The sequence below is a fragment of the Escherichia albertii NBRC 107761 = DSM 17582 genome, assembly GCF_000759775.1.
GTDB classification, from domain to species: Bacteria; Pseudomonadota; Gammaproteobacteria; order Enterobacterales; family Enterobacteriaceae; genus Escherichia; species Escherichia albertii.
Genome location: NZ_BBMY01000034.1, coordinates 1 through 22485, shown reverse-complemented (window position 1 = coordinate 22485; position 22485 = coordinate 1). Strand labels below are relative to the sequence as shown.

22 protein-coding genes and 1 other annotated feature are annotated in these 22485 nt (G+C 51.9%); of the genes, 16 read left to right on the top strand and 6 right to left on the bottom strand.

The genetic code is table 11. The features are described 5' to 3' along the window. The first annotated feature begins 51 nt into the window (after window positions 1-51). The 3 genes from deoB (at window position 52) to yjjJ (ending at window position 3549) form a co-directional block, all read left to right on the top strand. The gene (deoB, locus tag EA14781_RS08435) at window positions 52-1275 is read left to right on the top strand and encodes a phosphopentomutase (protein ID WP_000816471.1); all 1224 of its coding nucleotides are present in this window, start codon (window positions 52-54) and stop codon (window positions 1273-1275) included. Window positions 1276-1331: 56 nt separating this feature from the next. Beyond that, window positions 1332-2051, top strand: coding sequence for a purine-nucleoside phosphorylase (deoD, locus tag EA14781_RS08430; protein ID WP_000224873.1), 720 nt, complete (start codon window positions 1332-1334; stop codon window positions 2049-2051). A 166-nt stretch (window positions 2052-2217) separates the two neighbouring features. After that, the gene (gene yjjJ / locus EA14781_RS08425; protein WP_001293117.1) at window positions 2218-3549 is read left to right on the top strand and encodes a type II toxin-antitoxin system HipA family toxin YjjJ; all 1332 of its coding nucleotides are present in this window, start codon (window positions 2218-2220) and stop codon (window positions 3547-3549) included. On the opposite strand, the gene lplA is transcribed toward yjjJ, so the two are convergent. Together lplA and EA14781_RS08415 are read right to left on the bottom strand one after the other, a co-directional pair. Further along, window positions 3550-4566 (bottom strand): lipoate--protein ligase, encoded by a 1017-nt coding sequence (gene lplA, locus EA14781_RS08420; protein WP_000209751.1) that lies wholly within the window; start codon window positions 4564-4566, stop codon window positions 3550-3552. 27 nt (window positions 4567-4593) lie between these two features. Next, the gene (locus tag EA14781_RS08415) at window positions 4594-5238 is read right to left on the bottom strand and encodes a YtjB family periplasmic protein (protein ID WP_000124621.1); all 645 of its coding nucleotides are present in this window, start codon (window positions 5236-5238) and stop codon (window positions 4594-4596) included. Window positions 5239-5343: 105 nt separating this feature from the next. Here EA14781_RS08415 and serB point away from each other — a divergent pair, with 105 nt between their 5' ends. Genes serB through nadR form a run of 3 tightly spaced genes read left to right on the top strand, consistent with a single transcriptional unit; the run spans window position 5344 to window position 8996 of the window. Beyond that, on the top strand, window positions 5344-6312 hold the full coding sequence (gene serB / locus EA14781_RS08410) for a phosphoserine phosphatase (RefSeq protein WP_001132970.1): 969 nt from the start codon (window positions 5344-5346) through the stop codon (window positions 6310-6312). Between the two features lie 48 nt (window positions 6313-6360). Next, a complete protein-coding gene (radA, locus tag EA14781_RS08405; protein WP_001029712.1) occupies window positions 6361-7743 on the top strand; it encodes a DNA repair protein RadA in 1383 nt (460 codons plus the stop codon). 20 nt (window positions 7744-7763) lie between these two features. Further along, a complete protein-coding gene (gene nadR, locus EA14781_RS08400; RefSeq protein ID WP_000093821.1) occupies window positions 7764-8996 on the top strand; it encodes a multifunctional transcriptional regulator/nicotinamide-nucleotide adenylyltransferase/ribosylnicotinamide kinase NadR in 1233 nt (410 codons plus the stop codon). Window positions 8997-9347: 351 nt separating this feature from the next. Here the strand turns inward: nadR and ettA are convergent, their stop codons facing one another. Then, on the bottom strand, window positions 9348-11015 hold the full coding sequence (gene ettA / locus EA14781_RS08395; protein ID WP_000046764.1) for an energy-dependent translational throttle protein EttA: 1668 nt from the start codon (window positions 11013-11015) through the stop codon (window positions 9348-9350). A gap of 206 nt (window positions 11016-11221) precedes the next feature. Here ettA and sltY point away from each other — a divergent pair, with 206 nt between their 5' ends. After that, window positions 11222-13159, top strand: coding sequence for a murein transglycosylase (sltY, locus tag EA14781_RS08390; RefSeq protein WP_000409435.1), 1938 nt, complete (start codon window positions 11222-11224; stop codon window positions 13157-13159). Between the two features lie 89 nt (window positions 13160-13248). Further along, entirely contained in the window at window positions 13249-13575 is a 327-nt protein-coding gene (gene trpR, locus EA14781_RS08385) for a trp operon repressor (protein ID WP_000068677.1), read from the top strand. Window positions 13576-13617: 42 nt separating this feature from the next. Here the strand turns inward: trpR and yjjX are convergent, their stop codons facing one another. Next, complete coding sequence (gene yjjX / locus EA14781_RS08380; RefSeq protein WP_000554402.1) at window positions 13618-14130, bottom strand: inosine/xanthosine triphosphatase; 513 nt, start codon at window positions 14128-14130, stop codon at window positions 13618-13620. A 51-nt stretch (window positions 14131-14181) separates the two neighbouring features. Here yjjX and gpmB point away from each other — a divergent pair, with 51 nt between their 5' ends. Further along, the gene (gpmB, locus tag EA14781_RS08375; RefSeq protein WP_000942331.1) at window positions 14182-14829 is read left to right on the top strand and encodes a 2,3-diphosphoglycerate-dependent phosphoglycerate mutase GpmB; all 648 of its coding nucleotides are present in this window, start codon (window positions 14182-14184) and stop codon (window positions 14827-14829) included. On the opposite strand, the gene robA is transcribed toward gpmB, so the two are convergent. Then, window positions 14826-15695 (bottom strand): MDR efflux pump AcrAB transcriptional activator RobA, encoded by an 870-nt coding sequence (gene robA, locus EA14781_RS08370; protein ID WP_000371656.1) that lies wholly within the window; start codon window positions 15693-15695, stop codon window positions 14826-14828. The two genes, gpmB and robA, sit on opposite strands and share 4 nt — an antisense overlap. A 211-nt stretch (window positions 15696-15906) precedes the next feature. Between robA and creA the strand changes: the two genes are divergently transcribed. Genes creA through creD form a run of 4 tightly spaced genes read left to right on the top strand, consistent with a single transcriptional unit; the run spans window position 15907 to window position 19916 of the window. Then, window positions 15907-16380 carry a protein CreA gene (gene creA, locus EA14781_RS08365; protein ID WP_000875490.1) on the top strand — a complete coding sequence of 158 codons (474 nt, stop codon included), beginning with the start codon at window positions 15907-15909 and terminating at the stop codon, window positions 16378-16380. A gap of 12 nt (window positions 16381-16392) precedes the next feature. Next, entirely contained in the window at window positions 16393-17082 is a 690-nt protein-coding gene (creB, locus tag EA14781_RS08360; protein ID WP_000818074.1) for a two-component system response regulator CreB, read from the top strand. Then, a complete protein-coding gene (creC, locus tag EA14781_RS08355) occupies window positions 17082-18506 on the top strand; it encodes a two-component system sensor histidine kinase CreC (RefSeq protein WP_001219553.1) in 1425 nt (474 codons plus the stop codon). Before creB ends, creC begins: the two co-directional genes overlap by 1 nt. Window positions 18507-18563: 57 nt before the next feature. Next, window positions 18564-19916, top strand: a complete 1353-nt coding sequence (gene creD, locus EA14781_RS08350; protein WP_000920289.1) for a cell envelope integrity protein CreD — start codon at window positions 18564-18566, stop codon at window positions 19914-19916. A gap of 195 nt (window positions 19917-20111) precedes the next feature. Here the strand turns inward: creD and arcA are convergent, their stop codons facing one another. After that, window positions 20112-20828, bottom strand: a complete 717-nt coding sequence (gene arcA, locus EA14781_RS08345; RefSeq protein WP_001194358.1) for a two-component system response regulator ArcA — start codon at window positions 20826-20828, stop codon at window positions 20112-20114. A 95-nt stretch (window positions 20829-20923) separates the two neighbouring features. Between arcA and yjjY the strand changes: the two genes are divergently transcribed. From yjjY to thrL, 3 genes are all read left to right on the top strand, one after another. Next, window positions 20924-21064, top strand: a complete 141-nt coding sequence (yjjY, locus tag EA14781_RS08340; protein WP_001303782.1) for a YjjY family protein — start codon at window positions 20924-20926, stop codon at window positions 21062-21064. 399 nt (window positions 21065-21463) lie between these two features. Then, window positions 21464-22150: a tRNA/rRNA methyltransferase gene (locus EA14781_RS08335; protein WP_001223201.1), complete on the top strand. Its 687-nt coding sequence runs from the start codon at window positions 21464-21466 to the stop codon at window positions 22148-22150. A gap of 213 nt (window positions 22151-22363) precedes the next feature. Continuing rightward, on the top strand, window positions 22364-22429 hold the full coding sequence (gene thrL / locus EA14781_RS08330; RefSeq protein WP_001386572.1) for a thr operon leader peptide: 66 nt from the start codon (window positions 22364-22366) through the stop codon (window positions 22427-22429). Further along, window positions 22365-22484 (top strand) — a sequence feature (Thr leader region). (Overlaps the previous gene by 65 nt.) Window position 22485: the final 1 nt, after the last annotated feature.

Sequence of the window (22485 nt, the reverse complement as noted above, 5' to 3'; positions counted from 1 at the left end):
CGGTATACTGATCTGATCATTTAAATTTGAAGCACTGAGTACGGAGAACATATGAAACGTGCATTTATTATGGTGCTGGACTCATTCGGCATCGGCGCTACAGAAGATGCAGAACGCTTTGGTGACGTCGGGGCCGACACCCTGGGTCATATCGCAGAAGCTTGCGCCAAAGGCGAAGCTGATAACGGTCGTAAAGGCCCGCTCAATCTGCCAAATCTAACCCGTCTGGGGCTGGCGAAAGCACACGAAGGTTCTACCGGTTTCATTCCGGCGGGAATGGACGGCAACGCTGAAGTTATCGGCGCGTACGCATGGGCGCACGAAATGTCATCTGGTAAAGACACCCCGTCTGGTCACTGGGAAATCGCTGGTGTCCCGGTTCTGTTTGAGTGGGGATACTTTTCCGATCACGAAAACAGCTTCCCGCAAGAGCTGCTGGATAAACTGGTTGAACGCGCTAATCTGCCGGGTTACCTCGGTAACTGCCACTCTTCCGGTACGGTCATTCTGGATCAACTGGGCGAAGAGCACATGAAAACCGGCAAGCCGATTTTCTATACCTCCGCTGACTCCGTGTTCCAGATTGCTTGCCACGAAGAAACCTTTGGTCTGGATAAACTCTACGAACTGTGCGAAATCGCCCGTGAAGAGCTGACCAACGGCGGCTACAACATCGGTCGCGTTATCGCCCGTCCGTTTATCGGCGACAAAGCCGGTAACTTCCAGCGCACCGGTAACCGTCACGATCTGGCAGTTGAACCGCCAGCACCGACCGTACTGCAGAAACTGGTTGATGAAAAACACGGTCAGGTGGTTTCTGTCGGTAAAATTGCAGACATCTACGCTAACTGCGGCATCACCAAGAAAGTGAAAGCGACTGGCCTGGACGCGCTGTTTGACGCCACCATCAAAGAGATGAAGGAAGCGGGTGACAATACCATCGTCTTCACCAACTTCGTTGACTTCGACTCTTCCTGGGGCCACCGTCGCGACGTCGCGGGTTATGCCGCAGGTCTGGAACTGTTCGACCGCCGTTTGCCGGAGCTGATGTCTCTGCTGCGTGATGACGACATCCTGATCCTCACCGCTGACCACGGTTGTGATCCGACCTGGACCGGTACTGACCATACGCGTGAACACATTCCGGTACTGGTGTATGGCCCGAAAGTGAAACCCGGTTCGCTGGGTCACCGTGAAACCTTTGCGGATATCGGCCAGACGCTGGCAAAATATTTTGGTACTTCTGATATGGAATATGGCAAAGCCATGTTCTGATGGATTTGGGCGGAGCGTTGACTCCGCCTTTGTTATGTCACAAAAAGGATAAAACGATGGCTACCCCACACATTAATGCAGAAATGGGCGATTTCGCTGACGTAGTTTTGATGCCTGGCGACCCGCTGCGTGCAAAATATATTGCTGAAAACTTTCTTGAAGATGTCCGTGAAGTGAACAACGTTCGCGGTATGCTGGGCTTTACCGGTACTTACAAGGGCCGCAAAATTTCCGTAATGGGTCACGGTATGGGGATCCCGTCCTGCTCCATCTACACCAAAGAACTGATCACCGATTTCGGCGTGAAGAAAATCATCCGCGTGGGTTCCTGTGGCGCAGTTCTGCCGCACGTAAAACTGCGTGACGTGGTGATCGGTATGGGTGCCTGCACCGACTCCAAAGTTAACCGTATCCGTTTTAAAGACCATGACTTCGCCGCTATCGCTGACTTTGACATGGTGCGTAACGCAGTGGACGCGGCTAAAGCACTGGGCGTTGATGCTCGCGTTGGTAACTTGTTCTCCGCTGATCTGTTCTACTCCCCAGACGGCGAAATGTTCGACGTGATGGAAAAATACGGCATCCTCGGCGTAGAAATGGAAGCGGCAGGTATTTATGGTGTGGCTGCAGAGTTTGGCGCGAAAGCGCTGGCTATCTGCACCGTGTCTGACCATATCCGCACTCACGAGCAGACCACTGCCGAAGAGCGTCAGACCACCTTCAATGACATGATCAAAATCGCGCTGGAATCCGTTCTGCTGGGCGATAAAGAGTAATGGTGTTTCGCTGAAAGGCGATTGTCGTGTGAAGCCGGAGCGGGAGACTGCTCCGGCTTTTTAGTATCTATTCATCTTTCACTACCATGTAAAGTGTTTTACTTTACATTTCAATAGAATCTGCTAATAAATCTATTCAAGTATCTATTCACGAATCTATTCATTAATGAGCGAACTGACCGATCTTTTACTGCAAGGGCCGCGTTCTGCCCCGGAATTGCGCCAGCGTCTGGCAATGAGTCAGGCGACGTTCTCACGCCTTGTTGTCAGAGAAGATCGGGTGATTCGCTTCGGCAAAGCGCGGGCAACGCGTTATGCACTGCTGCGCCCTTATCGCGGAATAGAATGTATCCCCGTCTGGCGAGTGGACGATACCGGAAAGGCATATAAATTCGCCGATATCCAGTTGTGCTGGCCGCAGGGAAGTTGTCTGGTAACTGGCGCAAAGGGCGACGAACAGTGGTTTGATGGTTTGCCCTGGTATATTACTGATCTGCGACCGCAGGGGTTTTTGGGGCGCGCGTGGGGCAGGAAGTTAGCCGCGCAACTGAATCTGTCTGAAGATATCCGTCTCTGGCAGGAAGAAGATGTGCTCTATGCCCTGACCGTATTTAGCGGTGAATATACTGGCGGCTGGCTGGTCGGGGAGGGGAATTATCAGCGATGGATTACAGCACAACGCCCTGCGGCAATTCCTCTGGATCAAAAACTCACCCATTACGAACAGCTGGCAAGTGATGCACTGGCAGGAGAAATTGTGGGTTCTTCTACGGGCGGCGAGCAGCCAAAATTTACCTGTTATGCACAAACGCCGTCAGGCAATAAACATGTGTTGGTGAAATTCACCGTGCCACAGCAAACCGCGGTCAGCCAACGCTGGGGTGACCTGCTAATTGCCGAATCTATTGCCGCGCAAATCCTGGGCGACGGTGGAATCCACGTCATCGAGTCAACTGTGCTAGTAACAAGTAACAGGCAGGTATTCCTTGAAGCGGAACGCTTTGACTGTAAAGGTAACGATGGTCGCTTGCCCATTGTGTCGCTGGAGGCGGTGCAGAGTGAGTTTGTCTCTTCTCCGGGATCGTGGCCGCAGGCAATGCGCCGTTTGTGTGAGCAACAACTTGTCACTCACCAGAGCGTGGCGCAAACAGAAGTGATCTGGGCGTTTGGGCGACTTATCGCCAACAGCGATATGCACGCAGGCAATTTATCATTTTATTTATCTGAACCACCATTTGCGCTGACGCCCGTCTACGACATGCTGCCGATGGCCTATGCGCCGAACAGCGCTGGAATGCTGCGTGATGCTGCCATTGAGGTGAAGTTTGATCTTAACGTCAGTAAAAGTGCATGGTTAATGGCGATCCCGCTGGCGCAGCAGTTCTGGCAAGCGGTCGCCGGAGATGCGCGTATCAGCGAGGCGTTTCGCCACATTGCGCAGGAAATGCCGGAAAAAATCCGGCAAATCGAAGAGAAAGTTGCCCGTATGGGCGGGTAACTATCGCACCGCCCCCGCTAACCACGCCGACAATTCCCGTAGCTCTTTTTCCTGTCCCGGAAAATCAATCAACAGAGCTTCACACTCTTGTTGCAGCATATCCGCGCGGTACAGGCAACCTTGCAGTTGCTCAGCCAGGGCTTCCAGCGGCGTGGGGTTGAGGCTGTCGGTAAACACCTGGGCGCGGGTAATATGGCCTTTTTCAACGTCGAAGTGTAGCTCCACGCCGCCCCAGCTAAAGCGTTCATCCAGCAGATGTGAAAACGCCGGAGCCTGACCGAAGTTCCACTCCCAGCTACTCTGACGGGCAAAGGTTTCAGCGAAATTTGGCAAGTCTGGCGTTTTGTCCGGGGAGATAATTTCCGCTTCTACACGCTCGCCATAATGGGCGAAAAAGGCTTCACGAATCGCCTCGCAAACCTGTCCATGGGTGATCCCAGGCTGCAATTCAGTCAGATTGGTCACGCGAGAACGTACCGAAGTAATGCCTTTCGCTGCCAGTTTCTTTTTATCCGGGTTGAGATAGTTTGCCAGGCGGCTGAGATCGGCATTGAGTAGCAAGGTGCCGTGGTGGAAGCCGCGATCTTTGGTTTCGCGATAGGCTGAGCCAGAGACTTTGCGATCGCCTTCGGCTGTTTTCACCACCAGGTCGTTGCGCCCGGAAGCTTCTGCGGTGACGCCAAGCGTATTCAGCGCGTTGAGTACAATCGCCGTGGAGATGGTTTTATCGTACTCCGGCTTGCCAGCCATAAAGGTAAAGCAGGTATTACCGAGGTCGTGGAACACCGCGCCGCCGCCGCTACTGCGTCGCGCCAGGCGGACGTTATCTTCTTCCATCCGCCGGGTATTGCACTCTTTCCACGGGTTCTGCGCGCGACCAATCACTACCGTGTCGGCATTGCGCCAGAGAAACAGTACGCGCTGCGTGGCGGGCATCTGGCGAAAAATACACTCTTCTACCGCCAGATTAAACCACGGGTCGTAAGAGTCAGAGATAAGCAGGCGTAATGTGGTCATAACGATTTCCTTTCTTGTAGTAATGGGTCACTCTTTTGGCTCGTTTTCTTCCTCTTCCGGTACCGAGTTGTTGGCGGTTAAAAGGAAGGGCGATTGCTGCCAGCGGGTGCGTTTACCCTGCAATAGCGTGCGAGTCAGCACCACGCCGATCGCCAGTGCGAGCAGCAACATCAGGCGTAAAATATTGGTGGTGTTATCGACCTGTTTGGCTTCGGTGGCGAGCGTATGGGTGTCCAGCGTCAGACGCAGATAGCCGAGCGGGCCATTTTTCCCCTCGATAGGTTCGACAATTTGCTGATTAAAATAGCTGCCGGCTTTTTTCCCGTTGAGCGCCAGTCGGTCGCGTACTTCTACGCTTTCTCCTGCGCGAGCGATAAGATCGCCTTGTTCATCGTATACGCCCGCGTCGAGAATGCGGCTTTCATGTGTTAACTGGTTGAGTATGGTCTGAATGCGTTTTTCATCTGGCGAGTCGGTTCGCATCAGTGGTGCAACGTTCAGCGTCACCTGACGCGCCAGAGTGCGAGCCAGTTCTTCCAGCTGTGGATTGCGCTGCCGTTGGTGGTTTTGACTAAACCAGGACGCACCTTGCATCAGGGCGACCAGCAAGGCAAGACAGAACAGGACAATCACTGCCCGATGCAGCCGGAATTTTAGTTTTGTGCGAGCCATGTTCCACCCTTTGAAAATTTGAGACTTAATGTTGCCAGAAGCAATGGATACAAGGTAGCCTCATGCGTTATTTTCCCTGCTTCGAACGATTTTACAGGAGCCTTAATGCCTAACATTACCTGGTGCGATCTGCCTGAAGATGTCTCTTTATGGCCAGGTCTGCCTCTTTCATTAAGTGGTGATGAAGTCATGCCACTGGATTACCACGCAGGTCGTAGCGGCTGGCTGCTGTATGGTCGAGGGCTGGATAAACAACGTCTGACCCAGTACCAGAGCAAACTTGGCGCGGCGATGGTGATTGTCGCCGCCTGGTGTGTGGAAGATTATCAGGTGATTCGTCTGGCAGGTTCACTCACCGCGCGAGCAACGCGTCTGGCCCATGAAGCGCAACTGGATGTCGCGCCGTTGGGGAAAATTCCACATTTGCGTACGCCGGGGCTGTTGGTGATGGATATGGACTCCACCGCCATCCAGATTGAATGTATTGATGAAATTGCCAGGCTGGCCGGAACGGGCGAGATGGTGGCGGAAGTGACCGAACGGGCGATGCGCGGGGAACTCGATTTTACCGCCAGTCTGCGCAGTCGCGTGGCGACGCTGAAAGGCGCTGACGCGAACATTTTGCTACAGGTGCGTGAAAATCTGCCGCTGATGCCAGGATTAACGCAATTGGTACTCAAGCTGGAAACGCTGGGCTGGAAAGTGGCGATTGCCTCCGGCGGGTTTACCTTCTTTGCTGAATATCTGCGCGACAAGCTGCGATTAACCGCCGTGGTAGCCAATGAACTGGAGATCATGGACGGTAAATTTACCGGCAATGTGATCGGCGACATTGTAGATGCACAGTACAAAGCGAAAACACTGACTCGCCTGGCGCAGGAGTATGAAATCCCGTTGGCGCAGACAGTGGCGATTGGCGATGGCGCCAACGACCTGCCGATGATCAAAGCAGCGGGGCTGGGAATTGCCTACCATGCCAAGCCAAAAGTGAATGAAAAGACGGAAGTGACCATCCGTCACGCCGACCTGATGGGCGTATTCTGCATCCTCTCTGGCAGTCTGAATCAGAAGTAATTGTACGCCCGTCATTCTGCGGGCGGCACAGCATTAACGAGGTACACCGTGGCAAAAGCTCCAAAACGCGCCTTTGTTTGTAATGAATGTGGGGCAGATTATCCGCGCTGGCAGGGACAGTGCAGCGCCTGCCATGCCTGGAATACCATCACCGAGGTACGTCTTGCCGCGTCGCCAACGGTGGCGCGTAACGAGCGTCTGAGTGGCTATGCCGGTAGCACCGGGGTGGCGAAAGTCCAGAAACTCTCCGATATCAGCCTTGAAGAGCTGCCGCGTTTTTCCACCGGATTTAAAGAATTTGACCGCGTGTTAGGCGGCGGCGTTGTGCCGGGAAGCGCCATTCTGATTGGCGGTAACCCCGGTGCCGGGAAATCCACGCTGTTGCTGCAAACATTGTGCAAACTGGCGCAGCAGATGAAAACGCTGTATGTCACCGGCGAAGAGTCGCTGCAACAGGTGGCGATGCGTGCTCACCGTCTCGGCCTGCCGACTGATAACCTGAATATGCTGTCGGAAACCAGCATCGAACAGATCTGCCTGATTGCCGAAGAAGAGCAACCGAAGCTGATGGTGATCGACTCTATCCAGGTGATGCACATGGCTGATGTGCAGTCTTCGCCAGGCAGCGTGGCGCAGGTGCGTGAAACGGCGGCTTACCTGACGCGCTTCGCCAAAACGCGCGGTGTGGCGATTGTCATGGTGGGTCACGTCACTAAAGATGGCTCGCTGGCTGGCCCTAAAGTGCTGGAACACTGTATCGACTGTTCGGTGCTTCTGGATGGCGATGCCGACTCCCGTTTTCGCACCTTACGCAGCCATAAAAACCGCTTCGGTGCGGTGAATGAGCTGGGCGTTTTCGCGATGACTGAACAGGGGCTGCGCGAAGTCAGCAACCCTTCCGCCATCTTCTTAAGCCGTGGCGATGAAGTGACCTCCGGCAGTTCGGTTATGGTTGTGTGGGAAGGAACGCGCCCGCTGCTGGTTGAGATCCAGGCGCTGGTCGATCACTCGATGATGGCGAATCCACGCCGCGTGGCGGTTGGGCTGGAGCAAAACCGACTGGCGATCCTGCTGGCGGTGCTGCACCGTCACGGTGGTCTGCAAATGGCCGATCAGGATGTGTTTGTAAACGTGGTCGGCGGTGTGAAGGTGACCGAAACCAGTGCCGACTTAGCATTACTGCTGGCGATGGTTTCCAGCCTGCGCGACAGGCCGCTGCCGCAGGATCTGGTGGTGTTTGGTGAAGTGGGGCTGGCAGGTGAGATCCGTCCGGTGCCCAGCGGTCAGGAACGAATCTCTGAAGCGGCGAAACACGGTTTTCGCCGGGCGATTGTTCCGGCAGCCAACGTACCGAAAAAAGCGCCGGAAGGGATGCAGATTTTTGGCGTTAAAAAACTCTCCGACGCGCTCAGCGTGTTTGACGACTTATAATGAGAGATACGGAGGGAGATATGTCGTCATTTGATTACCTGAAAACTGCCATCAAGCAACAGGGCTGCACGCTACAGCAGGTAGCCGATGCCAGCGGTATGACCAAAGGGTATTTAAGCCAGTTACTGAATGCCAAAATTAAAAGCCCCAGTGCGCAAAAGCTGGAGGCGTTACACCGTTTTTTGGGGCTGGAGTTTCCCCGCCAGAAGAAAACGATCGGCGTTGTATTCGGTAAGTTTTACCCGCTGCATACTGGACATATCTATCTAATCCAGCGCGCCTGTAGCCAGGTTGACGAGCTGCATATCATTATGGGCTTTGATGATACCCGTGACCGCGCGTTGTTTGAGGACAGCGCTATGTCGCAGCAGCCAACGGTGCCGGATCGTCTGCGTTGGTTATTGCAAACCTTTAAGTATCAGAAAAATATCCGTATTCATGCTTTCAACGAAGAGGGCATGGAGCCGTATCCGCACGGCTGGGATGTGTGGAGCAACGGCATCAAAAAGTTTATGGTCGAGAAGGGGATCCAGCCGGACTTGATCTACACCTCGGAAGAAGCCGACGCGCCGCAGTATATGGAACATCTGGGGATCAAGACGGTGCTGGTCGATCCGAAACGCACTTTTATGAATATCAGCGGTGCGCAGATCCGCGAAAACCCGTTCCGCTACTGGGAATATATTCCTACCGAAGTGAAGCCGTTTTTTGTGCGTACTGTGGCGATCCTCGGTGGTGAATCTAGCGGTAAATCCACCCTGGTAAACAAACTTGCCAATATTTTCAACACTACCAGTGCGTGGGAATATGGTCGCGATTATGTTTTTTCGCACCTCGGCGGCGATGAGATTGCGCTGCAGTATTCCGACTACGATAAAATCGCGCTGGGACATGCGCAATATATTGATTTTGCAGTGAAATACGCTAATAAAGTGGCGTTTATCGACACCGATTTTGTCACTACCCAGGCGTTCTGCAAAAAGTACGAAGGGCGTGAACATCCGTTCGTACAGGCGCTGATCGATGAATATCGTTTTGATCTGGTGATCCTGCTGGAGAATAACACGCCGTGGGTGGCGGATGGTTTACGCAGCCTCGGTAGTTCGGTGGATCGTAAAGAGTTCCAGAATTTGCTGGTGGAGATGCTGGAAGAGAACAATATCGAATTCGTGCGGGTTGAAGAGGACGATTACGACAGCCGTTTCCTGCGCTGCGTGGAGCTGGTGCGGGAGATGATGGGGGAGCAGAGATAAGACCCAATGCCTGATGCGATGCTTATCGCGTCTTATCAGGCCCACGGTTTCACAACGTATTGAAATTGCTGGGTTTGAGGCCGGATAAGGCGCTTACGACGCATCCGGCATTCAGAGTCTAATGCCTGATGCGACGCTTACCGCGTCTTATCAGGCCTGGAGTTTCACAGCGTATTGAAATCGCTGGGTTTGTAGGTCGGATAAGGCGTTCACGCCGCATCGGGCATTCGGAGTCTAATGCCTGATGCGATGCTTACCGCGTCTTATCAGACCTGGAGTGTCACAACGTATTGAAATCGCTGGTTTTGTAGGCCGGATAAGGCGTTTACGCCGCATCCGGCATTTTACGCATTACTTCGCAATACGCTTGTACTTGATACGCTTCGGCTCCAGCGCGTCTGCGCCCAGCGTGCGTTTCTTGTACTCTTCGTACTCGGTAAAGTTACCTTCGAAGAACTCAACTTTACCTTCATCCTGGTAATCCAGAATGTGCGTGGCGATACGGTCGAGGAACCAACGGTCGTGCGAGATAACCATCGCACAGCCCGGGAACTCCAGCAGGGCGTTTTCCAGCGCGCGCAGGGTTTCGATATCCAGGTCGTTGGTCGGTTCGTCGAGCAGCAGCATGTTGCCGCCAACCTGCAGCAGCTTCGCCAGATGCAGACGACCGCGCTCACCGCCGGAGAGTTCGCCAACGCGTTTACCCTGATCAACCCCTTTAAAGTTAAAGCGGCCAACGTAGGCGCGGCTTGGCATCTCAGTGTTGCCGATCTTCATGATATCCAGCCCGCCGGAAACTTCTTCCCAAACGGTTTTGCTGTTATCCATTGAGTCACGGAACTGATCAACCGACGCCAGTTTCACCGTTTCACCCAAAGTGATGGTGCCGCTGTCCGGCTGTTCCTGACCGGAGATCATACGGAACAGTGTCGATTTACCCGCGCCGTTCGGACCGATGATCCCAACGATTGCCCCTTTCGGGATCGAGAAGCTCAGGTCATCAATCAGCAGGCGATCGCCGTAGGATTTACGCAGGTTGCTGACTTCCAGCACTTTATCGCCCAGACGCGGTCCAGGTGGAATAAACAGTTCGTTGGTTTCGTTACGTTTCTGATATTCGGTGCTGTTCAGCTCTTCAAAGCGTGCCAGACGCGCTTTGCCTTTCGACTGACGGCCTTTTGTGCCCTGACGCACCCATTCCAGCTCTTTCTCAATCGATTTACGACGCGCTGCTTCTTGTGAAGCTTCTTGCGCCAGACGCTGATCTTTCTGCTCCAGCCAGGAGGAGTAGTTGCCTTCCCATGGAATACCTTCACCACGGTCAAGTTCGAGGATCCAGCCAGCGACGTTATCGAGGAAGTAACGGTCGTGGGTAATCGCCACCACGGTGCCTTCGAAGTCGTGCAGGAAGCGCTCCAGCCATGCCACGGATTCCGCATCCAGGTGGTTGGTCGGTTCGTCGAGCAGCAGCATGTCTGGTTTTTCTAACAGCAGGCGGCACAACGCCACGCGACGACGCTCACCACCGGAGAGGTTAGCGATTTTTGCCTCCCAGTCCGGCAGACGCAGCGCATCCGCCGCGCGCTCCAGTTGCACGTTCAGGTTATGACCGTCGTGAGCCTGAATGATTTCTTCCAGACGGCCCTGCTCAGCAGCCAGTTTGTCAAAATCAGCATCTGGATCGGCATACAGCGCATACACTTCGTCCAGACGTTTCAGCGCATTAACCACTTCAGAAAGCGCTTCTTCCACGGATTCACGCACCGTGTGTTCCGGGTTCAGTTGCGGTTCCTGCGGCAAATAACCAATCTTAATATCTGGCTGCGGGCGAGCTTCGCCTTCGATGTCTTTATCAATGCCCGCCATAATGCGCAGCAGGGTAGATTTACCCGCGCCGTTCAGACCCAGGACGCCGATTTTTGCCCCAGGGAAGAAACTCAGAGAGATGTTTTTCAAAATATGACGTTTCGGCGGAACAACTTTGCCGACACGATGCATGGTATAAACGAATTGAGCCACGTTGGACTTCGCCTCTATGTTTATCGTGATAATGAGTTTTCAAAGGCGAAGTGTAGCCTGTTTCCCTGTCTAATCCCAGCCAGTCGATCACCCCGTAAAAGTAAAAAAGTGTCCGTAACGTGGCGCAAACGGCAATGACTGGTTAGCATAAATCTATTACGCGGCATGATGCTGCATTGATGTATTGACACTTAGAGGATGCGCTTGTGGAAAAAGCCAAACAAGTTACCTGGCGGCTGTTGGCTGCCGGTGTCTGTCTGCTGACGGTCAGCAGCGTGGCGCGAGCCGACTCACTGGATGAGCAGCGTAGCCGCTACGCGCAAATTAAGCAGGCCTGGGATAATCGACAAATGGATGTGGTCGAACAAATTATGCCATCCCTGAAGGATTATCCGCTTTACCCCTATCTGGAATATCGCCAGATTACTGATGATTTAATGAATCAACCGGCGATCACGGTCACTAACTTTGTTCGTGCCAACCCTACGCTTCCTCCGGCTCGCACGCTGCAATCACGTTTCGTCAATGAACTGGCGAGACGCGAAGACTGGCGTGGCTTGTTAGCGTTTAGCCCGGAAAAGCCTGCGACTACCGAAGCGCAATGTAATTACTACTATGCAAAATGGAACACCGGGCAGAGTGAAGAAGCCTGGCAAGGGGCGAAAGAGCTGTGGCTAACCGGCAAGAGCCAGCCTAATGCTTGTGACAAATTATTTAGCGTCTGGCGCGCGTCAGGCAAACAAGATCCGCTGGCGTATTTAGAGCGTATCCGCCTGGCGATGAAAGCGGGTAACACAGGTCTGGTGACCGTGCTGGCAGGGCAGATGCCAGCCGATTACCAGACTATCGCTTCGGCAATCATTTCACTGGCGAACAACCCTAATACGGTGCTGACCTTTGCGCGTACAACTGGAGCGACCGATTTTACCCGTCAGATGGCGGCAGTAGCCTTTGCCAGCGTCGCGCGCCAGGATGCAGAAAACGCACGGCTGATGATCCCTTCGCTTGCTCAGGCGCAGCAGCTTAATGAAGATCAGATTCAGGAACTGCGCGATATCGTTGCCTGGCGTTTGATGGGCAACGATGTCACTGACGAACAAGCAAAATGGCGCGATGACGCCATTATGCGCTCGCAATCCACGTCGTTGATTGAACGCCGCGTACGGATGGCGCTGGGTACTGGCGATCGTCGGGGCCTGAATACCTGGCTGGCACGCTTGCCGATGGAAGCGAAAGAGAAAGATGAATGGCGTTACTGGCAGGCGGATTTATTGCTGGAACGTGGGCGTGACACTGAAGCGAAAGAGATTTTACATCAGTTGATGCAGCAGCGTGGTTTCTACCCGATGGTTGCTGCTCAGCGCCTTGGTGAAGAGTATCAACTGAAGATTGATAAAGCGTCGCAGAATGTCGACAGTGCTCTGATTCAGGGGCCGGAGATGGCGCGCGTGCGCGAGCTGATGTACTGGAATCTCGATAATACCGCGCGTAGCGAGTGGGCTAATCTGGTGAAGAGCAGGTCGAAAGCCGAGCAGGCGCAACTGGCACGGTATGCTTTCAACAATCACTGGTGGGATCTCAGCGTTCAGGCGACGATCGCCGGAAAACTTTGGGATCATCTGGAGGAGCGATTCCCGCTGGCCTACAACGATCTTTTCAAACGCTACACCAGCGGTAAAGAGATCCCGCAAAGCTATGCGATGGCGATTGCTCGTCAGGAGAGCGCCTGGAATCCGAAAGTGAAGTCACCGGTCGGGGCCAGCGGGCTGATGCAGATTATGCCTGGTACGGCGACCCATACGGTGAAGATGTTTTCTATTCCTGGTTACAGCAGCCCTGGGCAATTGTTAGATCCAGAAACTAACATCAACATCGGCACCAGCTACCTGCAATATGTTTATCAGCAGTTTGGCAATAACCGCATTTTCTCCTCGGCAGCCTATAATGCCGGCCCAGGGCGGGTACGCACCTGGCTTGGCAACAGCGCGGGGCGTATCGACGCGGTGGCGTTTGTCGAGAGCATTCCATTCTCCGAAACGCGCGGTTATGTGAAGAACGTGCTGGCTTATGACGCGTACTATCGCTATTTCATGGGCGAAAAGCCAACCTTGATGAGCGCCACAGAATGGGGGCGTCGTTACTGATCTGTCCGTTTATGATATGCTATCGTACTCTTTAGCGAGTACAACCGGGGGAGGCATTTGACTTCCCCCGCTAACAATGGCGACACACTATGGCTCAACAATCACCCTATTCAGCAGCGATGGCAGAACAGCGTCACCAGGAGTGGTTACGCTTTGTCGACTTGCTTAAGAATGCCTACCAAAACGATCTCCATTTACCACTGCTAAACCTGATGCTGACGCCGGATGAACGCGAAGCATTGGGGACTCGCGTGCGTATCGTCGAAGAGTTGTTGCGCGGTGAAATGAGCCAGCGCGAGTTAAAAAATGAACTCGGTGCAGGCATTGCCACCATTACGCGTGGATCTAACAGCCTGAAAGCCGCGCCTGTCGAGCTGCGTCAGTGGCTGGAAGACGTGTTGCTAAAAAGCGATTGATTTTGTAGGCCTGATAAGACGCGTCAGCGTCGCATCAGGCGCTTAATACACCGCATTATGAAACGGACTCAGTGCCAGGATCACCGCCTGGTAATAGACGCTGGCGCGAGTGAGTTTCCCGGCGGTAAACACGCCGATTGCTCCTTCTTTACGACCAATCTCATCAATGCCGGTATAGCGCGACATTACGGGGCCAAGCGCCTCGCCTTCACGTACTTTCTCCAGAATCACCGCAGGCAACGGCAGAGTTGCCGAACGCGCTTCGCCACGTTGGCTGGCGTTTTCAATCACCACCCAACTAAAGGTGCTGTCGCCATCAATCCCCGCTTCAATCGCCACCCAAAAATCAGCCTCTGGATGTAAACAGCGGGCATTTGCTACCCGATTTCGTGCGCCAGCGCGCGTTTCCTCACTGCCAAAAGGTTGTTCCGGTACGCCGCTCTCGACGGCGACAGACGCAATATGGCAGGATCCTTCGCCGAAGATCTCGTGAAATGCCTGCAGGATGGCCTGAATTTTAGCGGGATTGGTGGTCGCACAGACAACTTGGTGCATAATCAGGATTACTCAGAAAATTAACGTTAAAGCAGTATACGGAAAAAAAGCATGTTACAGGTATATTTTGTCCGCCACGGTGAAACGCAGTGGAACGCCGAACGACGTATTCAGGGCCAGTCTGACAGCCCGCTGACCGCAAAAGGTGAGCAACAGGCGATGCAGGTGGCGATGCGGGCCAAAGAGCTTGGTATTACACATATCATCAGTAGCGATTTAGGCCGCACCCGACGTACGGCAGAAATCATCGCCCAGGCTTGCGGCTGTGACATCATCTTTGATTCCCGCCTGCGTGAGTTGAATATGGGCGTGCTGGAAAAAAGACACATTGATTCTCTGACTGAAGAGGAGGAGAACTGGCGTCGCCAGCTGGTGAACGGCACGGTGGATGGGCGTATTCCTGAAGGCGAATCAATGCAGGAACTCAGTGAACGCGTCAATGCTGCGCTGGAATCTTGTCGGGATTTACCTCCTGGAAGTCGCCCGCTGCTGGTGAGCCACGGGATTGCGCTGGGGTGTCTGGTGAGTACCATCCTGGGCTTACCGGCGTGGGCAGAACGCCGCTTGCGTCTGCGTAACTGTTCTATTTCGCGCGTGGATTACCAGGAAAGTCCGTGGCTGGCATCGGGGTGGGTGGTGGAAACCGCAGGGGACATCTCGCATCTGGATGCCCCTGCATTAGATGAACTGCAGCGTTAACGACGGATCGGAATCAGCAGCTCGCAGCGCAGATTAATTGGGCGATCTCCCGCTTTGGCATCTTCTGCCGGGTAGTATCGCTCAATGTCCTGACCTTTACGGCGCGTCAGGTTGAGCATTGGCATGCACGTACCGTACACCGTCAGGATAAATTCTTGCACGCCGGTTCCCAGACCTTCGTAGGTAAACATTACATATTCGCCGCCTTGCAACAGCACGGGATGCCCTGTCAATACATAACCATCGGCCTGATCCTGGGCTAGTGCGGTGGTGTAGAACACTTCTTGTTCGTCGTCTTTATCCTGACTTGGGCGCGTTTCGTTCAGGCCGTAAAGTACCGGTGGGATTGTCGGTGCGTTGCCGAGAAAATCATGCCAGAACTGGTAGCGCATTTCGTGGCGGAAGTCAGAGATTTGCTCCAGCGAGCAGGAGTAGCTCTGCGTTACACCAATCAGCGGCGTATCTTCCAGCGTGACAAATTTGTGCTCTGGTATAGAGAACTCACCCAGACGCAGCGGTGGGCGAATGCCAAAGGCGCTCCATTCTGGAGAACGACGGTAAAGCGCGGGAGTCTGGGCAAACTGCTTTTTGAACGCTCGGGTAAATGTTTGTTGAGAGTCGAAGCGGTATTGCAGCGCAATATCCAGAATCGGACGCGCGGTCAGGCGTAGCGCAACCGCCGATTTCGACAAACGACGAGCACGAATATACGCGCCAATAGCATGGCCAGTGACATCTTTAAACATTCTCTGCAGGTGCCACTTGGAATAACCTGCTTTCGCCGCTACATTGTCGAGCGACAGGGGCTGATCCAGATGACCTTCCAGCCAGATTAAAAAGTCGCGAATAATGCCGGCCTGATCCATAAAATATCCTCATCCTTTCAACAACGAGCACCTGACATCAGGTAATTGGATAATAGCATTTTTTGCTGTTTTAGCATTCAGTGTTTTTTTCTTAATAGAGTATGTTTTAGGTCTTGACGGAAATAAAAATATTGAAATTTTGTTCTTAATCAATATGTTATTTATTATAGCGAACTAATTACTCAGTGTAACTTATAAAAGTGGTAACAATATGAAATACAAGCATTTGATCCTGTCTTTAAGCCTTATAATGCTGGGACCGTTGGTACATGCGGAAGAAATTGGTTCTGTCGATACCGTATTTAAAATGATTGGCCCGGATCACAAAATTGTCGTTGAGGCTTTTGATGATCCCGATGTGAAAAATGTCACTTGCTATGTGAGCAGAGCGAAAACGGGAGGAATTAAAGGTGGATTAGGTCTGGCGGAAGATACTTCCGACGCGGCTATCTCTTGCCAGCAGGTGGGGCCAATTGAGCTAACCGAGCGTATTAAGAACGGCAAAGCTCAGGGTGAAGTGGTATTCAAAAAACGTACGTCGCTGGTTTTCAAGTCATTACAGGTCGTGCGTTTCTATGATGCCAAACGAAACGCGCTCGCTTACCTGGCCTACTCCGATAAAGTGGTTGACGGTTCACCTAAAAATGCGATCAGCGCCGTACCTGTCATGCCGTGGCGGCAATAACAGGGGCGATATATGAAACGGGAAACAGTCTGGTTAGTGGAAGACGAGCAGGGAATAGCCGACACGCTGGTCTACATGTTGCAGCAGGAAGGTTTTAGCGTCGACGTTTTCGAACGGGGCTTGCCAGTGCTGGACAAAGCGCGCCAGCAGGCTCCCGACGTCATCATTCTCGATGTTGGCTTACCTGATATCAGCGGCTTTGAATTGTGTCGCCAGTTGTTGGCTATCCATCCGGCGCTGCCGGTGCTGTTTCTGACCGCTCGTAGTGAAGAGGTGGATCGTCTGCTTGGGCTGGAGATAGGCGCTGATGACTACGTGGCTAAACCTTTTTCCCCTCGTGAAGTGTGCGCCAGAGTGCGCACTTTACTGCGGCGGGTGAAAAAGTTCTCGACGCCGCCTCCCGTTCTTCGTATTGGACATTTTGAGTTGAATGAGCCAGCGGCACAAATTAGCTGGTTTGATACGCCCTTAACGCTGACACGGTACGAATTTTTACTGTTGAAAACATTACTCAAATCGCCTGGTCGCGTCTGGTCCCGGCAGCAATTGATGGATTGTGTCTGGGAAGATGCGCAGGATACCTACGATCGTACTGTCGATACCCATATTAAAACGCTGCGTGCCAAGTTGCGCGCCATCAACCCCGAGCTTTCACCGATCAATACCCATCGCGGTATGGGATACAGCTTGAGGAGCCTGTAATGCGCATCGGCATGCGGCTGTTGCTGGGCTATTTTTTACTGGTGGCGGTAGCGGCCTGGTTCGTGCTGGCAATTTTTGTCAAAGAAGTTAAACCGGGCGTTAGAAGGGCGACGGAAGGAACGTTGATCGACACGGCAACGTTGCTGGCGGAGCTGGCGCGTCATGATTTGCTCTCTGGCGATCCTGCGCATGGACAACTGGCGCAGGCGTTTAACCAACTGCAAAATCGCCCGTTTCGCGCCAATATCGGCGGAATCAACAAAGTCCGCAATGAATACCATGTCTATATGACTGATGCGCAGGGGAAGGTATTGTTCGATTCGGCAAATAAAGCCGTCGGGCAAGACTACTCTCGCTGGAACGATGTCTGGCTAACGTTGCGTGGTCAGTATGGCGCGCGCAGCACGTTGCAAAACCCTGCTGACCCCGAAAGCTCGGTGATGTATGTCGCCGCCCCCATTATGGACGGCTCACGGCTTATCGGCGTCCTGAGCGTGGGTAAGCCGAATGCGGCGATGGCGCCGGTGATTAAACGTAGCGAGCGGCGAATTTTATGGGCCAGCGCTATTTTGCTGGGAATTGCGTTGGTGATTGGTGCAGGAATGGTGTGGTGGATCAACCGCTCTATTGCCCGACTCACCCGTTATGCTGATTCCGTTACAGACAATAAGCCCGTTTCTCTCCCCAATCTCGGTAGTAGTGAGCTGCGAAAGCTCGCGCAGGCGCTGGAAAGTATGCGCGTGAAGCTGGAGGGGAAAAACTATATTGAGCAGTATGTCTATGCGTTAACCCATGAGCTGAAAAGTCCACTGGCGGCAATTCGGGGGGCGGCGGAAATTTTACGCGAAGGTCCGCCGCCGGAAGTGGTGGCACGTTTCACCGACAATATTCTGGCGCAGAATGTACGTATGCAGGCATTGGTTGAAAGATTGTTACGGCAGGCAAGGCTGGAGAATCGTCAGGAAGTGGCACTGTTGCCAGTGGATATTTCCATGCTGTTTAGAAATGTCAGCGAGGCGCGCGCAGTACAACTGACAGAAAAAAATATTACTCTGAGTGTTATTTCCTCAGAGGTTAAGGTTGCCGCTGATCCTGCGTTGCTGGAACAGGCGTTAGGAAATTTACTGGATAACGCCATCGATTTTACTCCCGGTAATGGCTGCATTACGCTTAGCGCCCACGTTGAACAGGAACATGTAACGCTTAATGTTCAGGATACCGGTAGTGGCATCCCTGACTACGCGCTTTCGCGTATTTTTGAGCGTTTTTACTCTTTGCCGCGCGAGAATGGGCAAAAAAGCAGCGGTCTGGGGCTGGCGTTCGTCAGTGAAGTCGCCCGCTTGCTTAATGGCGAAGTTACGCTGCACAACGTGCCGGAAGGCGGCGTGCTGGCCTCGCTTCGACTTCACCGTCACTTCACATAACTTCAAATTCTTCCCACATAGCCTTCGTAAACTGCCGCTATTGCAAAGGAGAAGACTATGTTGAAATCCCCCCTGTTCTGGAAGATAGCTACCCTGTTTGGCGCTGTATTACTGTTGTTGATTCCATTGATGCTGATTCGGCAGGTGATTGTCGAACGTGCCGATTATCATAGCAATGTTGAAGATGCGATTCGGCAAAGCACCAGCGGGCCGCAAAAGTTGATTGGGCCGCTCATCGCTATTCCTGTAACTGAACTTTATACGGTGCAGGAAGAGGGAAAAACTGTTGAGCGAAAACGAAGTTTTATCCATTTTTGGTTACCGGAATCGTTGATGGTTGATGGCAACCAGAACGTGGAAGAACGCAAGATCGGCATTTATACCGGTCAGGTCTGGCACAGTGATTTAATGTTGAAAGCCGATTTCGATGTTTCGCGCCTGAGTGAATTGAATACCCCTAATCTCACTCTGGGTGAGCCCTTTATTGTCATTAGCGTTGGCGATGCGCGTGGGATTGGTGTGGTGAAAACGCCTGAGTTTAACGGAACGGCGCTGGTCATTGAGCCCGGAACGGGATTAGGGCAAGGCGGGCAGGGCGTACATATCCCTTTATCCGAAGGGAACTGGCTAAAGCAGAACCTGAAGTTGAATATGGCGCTGAATTTAAGCGGTACGGGTGATTTTTCCGTGGTGCCGACGGGGCGTAATAGCGAGATGACCTTAACCAGTAACTGGCCGCATCCCAGTTTTTTAGGTGATTTTTTGCCGGCGAAGCGGGAAATTAGCGCGTCAGGTTTTCAGGCTCAGTGGCAAAGTAGTTGGTTCGCCAATAACCTCGGAGAACGTTTTGCTACAGACAATGATAACAGTTGGGAGGATTTCCCGGCGTTTAGTGTTGCGGTAACTACGCCCGCCGATCAGTATCAATTAACGGATCGTGCGACTAAATATGCCATCTTATTAATAGCCCTGACTTTTATGGCCTTTTTTATCTTTGAAACGTTAACCGCGCAACGTTTACACCCGATGCAGTATTTGCTGGTGGGATTGTCTTTGGTGATGTTTTATTTACTCTTGCTGGCGCTTTCTGAACATATTGGTTTTACGTTGGCATGGATAATTGCCAGTCTGGTGGGCGCGGTAATAAACGGTGTGTATTTACAGGCGGTATTAAAAGGCTGGCGTAACAGCATATTGTTTACCGTGGCACTGTTGGTGCTGGATGGTGTGATGTGGGGACTGTTGAATTCTGCCGATAGTGCGCTTCTGTTGGGGACGAGTGTGCTGGTGGCGGCGCTGGCAGGTATGATGTTTGTAACGCGAAATATCGACTGGTATGCATTTTCACTGCCGAAAATGAAAGCCAGCAAAGAAGTCACAATGGACGATGAGTTACGTATCTGGAAATAAAAAGCGCCGTTTGAAATTGATGAGGAACGTAAATTTGCCTGATGCGCCACGCTTATCAGGCCTACGAGGATGGTGCAATATATTGCATTTGTACGATTTTGTAAGCTGGATAAGGTGTTCGCGCCATTCAGAGCGGGTTACAGCAATAAAAAACGGCGCTAAAAAGCGCCGTTTTTTGGACGGTAGTAAAGCCGATTAATCTTCCAGATCACCGCAGAAACGATAACCTTCACCGTGAATGGTGGCGATGATTTCCGGCGTATCCGGCGTAGATTCGAAGTGTTTACGAATACGACGGATTGTCACGTCTACGGTACGGTCATGTGGCTTCAGCTCACGACCGGTCATTTTCTTCAGCAGTTCAGCACGAGACTGAATTTTGCCTGGGTTTTCGCAGAAGTGAAGCATGGCGCGGAACTCACTGCGTGGCAGTTTGTACTGCTCGCCATCAGGGCCGATCAATGAACGGCTGTTGATGTCCAGTTCCCAACCATTGAACTTATAGCTTTCAACGCTACGACGTTCTTCGCTGACAGTACCCAGGTTCATGGTACGGGACAGCAGGTTGCGTGCACGGATAGTCAGTTCACGCGGGTTGAACGGTTTGGTGATGTAGTCATCTGCGCCAATTTCGAGGCCGAGAATTTTATCGACTTCGTTGTCACGGCCAGTCAGGAACATCAACGCAACATTCGCCTGTTCGCGCAGTTCACGCGCTAACAGAAGGCCGTTCTTACCCGGCAGATTGATATCCATGATCACCAGGTTGATGTCATATTCGGAGAGGATCTGATGCATTTCCGCGCCATCTGTCGCTTCGAAAACATCATAGCCTTCCGCTTCGAAAATACTTTTCAACGTGTTGCGTGTTACCAACTCGTCTTCAACGATAAGAATGTGCGGGGTCTGCATGTTTGCTACCTAAATTGCCAACTAAATCGAAACAGGAAGTACAAAAGTCCCTGACCTGCCTGATGCATGCTGCAAATTAACATGATCGGCTTAACATGACTAAAGTACGTAATTGCGTTCTTGATGCACTTTCCATCAACGTCAACAACATCATTAGCTTGGTCGTGGGTACTTTCCCTCAGGACCCGACAGTGTCAAAAACGGCTGTCATCCTAACCATTTTAACAGCAACATAACAGGCTAAGACGTGCCGGACACCCAATAAAACTACGCTTCGTTGACATATATCAAGTTCAATTGTAGCACGTTAACAGTTTGATGAAATCATCGTATCTAAATGCTAGCTTTCGTCACATTATTTTAATAATCCAACTAGTTGCATCATACAACTAATAAACGTGGTGAATCCAATTGTCGAGATTTATTTTTTATAAAATTATCCTAAGTAAACAGAAGGATATGTAGTATTTTTTAACAATTCAATCATTAGTACGGTCAGGAAATAGTTTAGCTTTTTTTAAGCTAAGTAGAGGGCTTTTTCTGCGACTTACGTTAATATTTTGTAAATTCGCTCCGCGTAATAAGTTGACATTAATCATCTTATTCGTGGTTATTTGGTCAAGAAGAGTGGCAACATGCGTATAACGATTATTCTGGTTGCTCCAGCCAGAGCAGAAAATATTGGTGCAGCGGCGCGGGCAATGAAAACGATGGGATTTAGCGAACTGCGTATTGTCGATAGCCAGGCGTATCTGGAACCAGCTACGCGTTGGGTTGCTCATGGCTCTGGTGATATTATTGATAATATTGCTGTTTTCTCAACACTTGAAGAAGCGTTGCAGGACGTGGATTTCACCGTCGCCACCACCGCACGTAGCCGGGCAAAATATCATTATTACGCCACGCCTGTGGAGCTGGTGCCGTTGCTGGCAGAAAAATCGGCGTGGATGAACCATATTGCACTGGTGTTTGGCAGGGAAGATTCCGGTCTGACCAACGAGGAACTGGCGCTGGCTGATATTCTTACCGGCGTACCGATGGTGGCGGATTATCCTTCGCTTAATCTGGGGCAGGCTGTGATGGTCTATTGCTATCAATTAGCAACATTAATACAACAACCGACGAAAAGTGACGCATCGGCAGATCAATACCAATTGCGTGCTTTACGCGAACGCGTTATGTCGTTGTTAACGACGTTAGCGGTGGCAGATGACACAAAACTGGTGGACTGGATACAACAACGTATCGGGCGTTTAGAACAGCGTGATACCGCAATGTTGCATCGTTTGCTGCATGATATTGAAAAAAATATCACCAAATAAAAAATTACAATGAAGGTTATTTTCAGATTTTCATTCTGACTGCAACGGGCAATATGTTCCTGTGCAGATTAAAAAAAGAGTGCCTGGTAGCAGCTTATGAACTTATTGCCTGCCGTGAGTAAATTAAAATTTTATTGACTTAGGTCACTAAATACTTTAACCAATATAGGCATAGCGCACAGACAGATAAAAATTACAGAGTACACAACATCCATGAAACGCATCAGCACCACCATTACCACCACCATCACCATTACTACAGGTAACGGTGCGGGCTGACGCGTACAGGAAACACAGAAAAAAGCCCGCACCTGACAGTGCGGGCTTTTTTTTGT

Coding starts and splice junctions, on each gene's coding strand:
- serB (WP_001132970.1), top strand. CDS start 5,344: ATGCCTAACATTACCTGGTGCGATCTGCCTGAAGATGTCTCTTTATGG.
- deoB (WP_000816471.1), top strand. CDS start 52: ATGAAACGTGCATTTATTATGGTGCTGGACTCATTCGGCATCGGCGCT.
- trpR (WP_000068677.1), top strand. CDS start 13,249: ATGGCTCAACAATCACCCTATTCAGCAGCGATGGCAGAACAGCGTCAC.
- creC (WP_001219553.1), top strand. CDS start 17,082: ATGCGCATCGGCATGCGGCTGTTGCTGGGCTATTTTTTACTGGTGGCG.
- nadR (WP_000093821.1), top strand. CDS start 7,764: ATGTCGTCATTTGATTACCTGAAAACTGCCATCAAGCAACAGGGCTGC.
- gpmB (WP_000942331.1), top strand. CDS start 14,182: ATGTTACAGGTATATTTTGTCCGCCACGGTGAAACGCAGTGGAACGCC.
- yjjJ (WP_001293117.1), top strand. CDS start 2,218: ATGAGCGAACTGACCGATCTTTTACTGCAAGGGCCGCGTTCTGCCCCG.
- yjjY (WP_001303782.1), top strand. CDS start 20,924: ATGACTAAAGTACGTAATTGCGTTCTTGATGCACTTTCCATCAACGTC.
- creB (WP_000818074.1), top strand. CDS start 16,393: ATGAAACGGGAAACAGTCTGGTTAGTGGAAGACGAGCAGGGAATAGCC.
- yjjX (WP_000554402.1), bottom strand. CDS start 14,130: ATGCACCAAGTTGTCTGTGCGACCACCAATCCCGCTAAAATTCAGGCC.
- EA14781_RS08335 (WP_001223201.1), top strand. CDS start 21,464: ATGCGTATAACGATTATTCTGGTTGCTCCAGCCAGAGCAGAAAATATT.
- robA (WP_000371656.1), bottom strand. CDS start 15,695: ATGGATCAGGCCGGCATTATTCGCGACTTTTTAATCTGGCTGGAAGGT.
- creA (WP_000875490.1), top strand. CDS start 15,907: ATGAAATACAAGCATTTGATCCTGTCTTTAAGCCTTATAATGCTGGGA.
- lplA (WP_000209751.1), bottom strand. CDS start 4,566: ATGACCACATTACGCCTGCTTATCTCTGACTCTTACGACCCGTGGTTT.
- creD (WP_000920289.1), top strand. CDS start 18,564: ATGTTGAAATCCCCCCTGTTCTGGAAGATAGCTACCCTGTTTGGCGCT.
- arcA (WP_001194358.1), bottom strand. CDS start 20,828: ATGCAGACCCCGCACATTCTTATCGTTGAAGACGAGTTGGTAACACGC.
- EA14781_RS08415 (WP_000124621.1), bottom strand. CDS start 5,238: ATGGCTCGCACAAAACTAAAATTCCGGCTGCATCGGGCAGTGATTGTC.
- deoD (WP_000224873.1), top strand. CDS start 1,332: ATGGCTACCCCACACATTAATGCAGAAATGGGCGATTTCGCTGACGTA.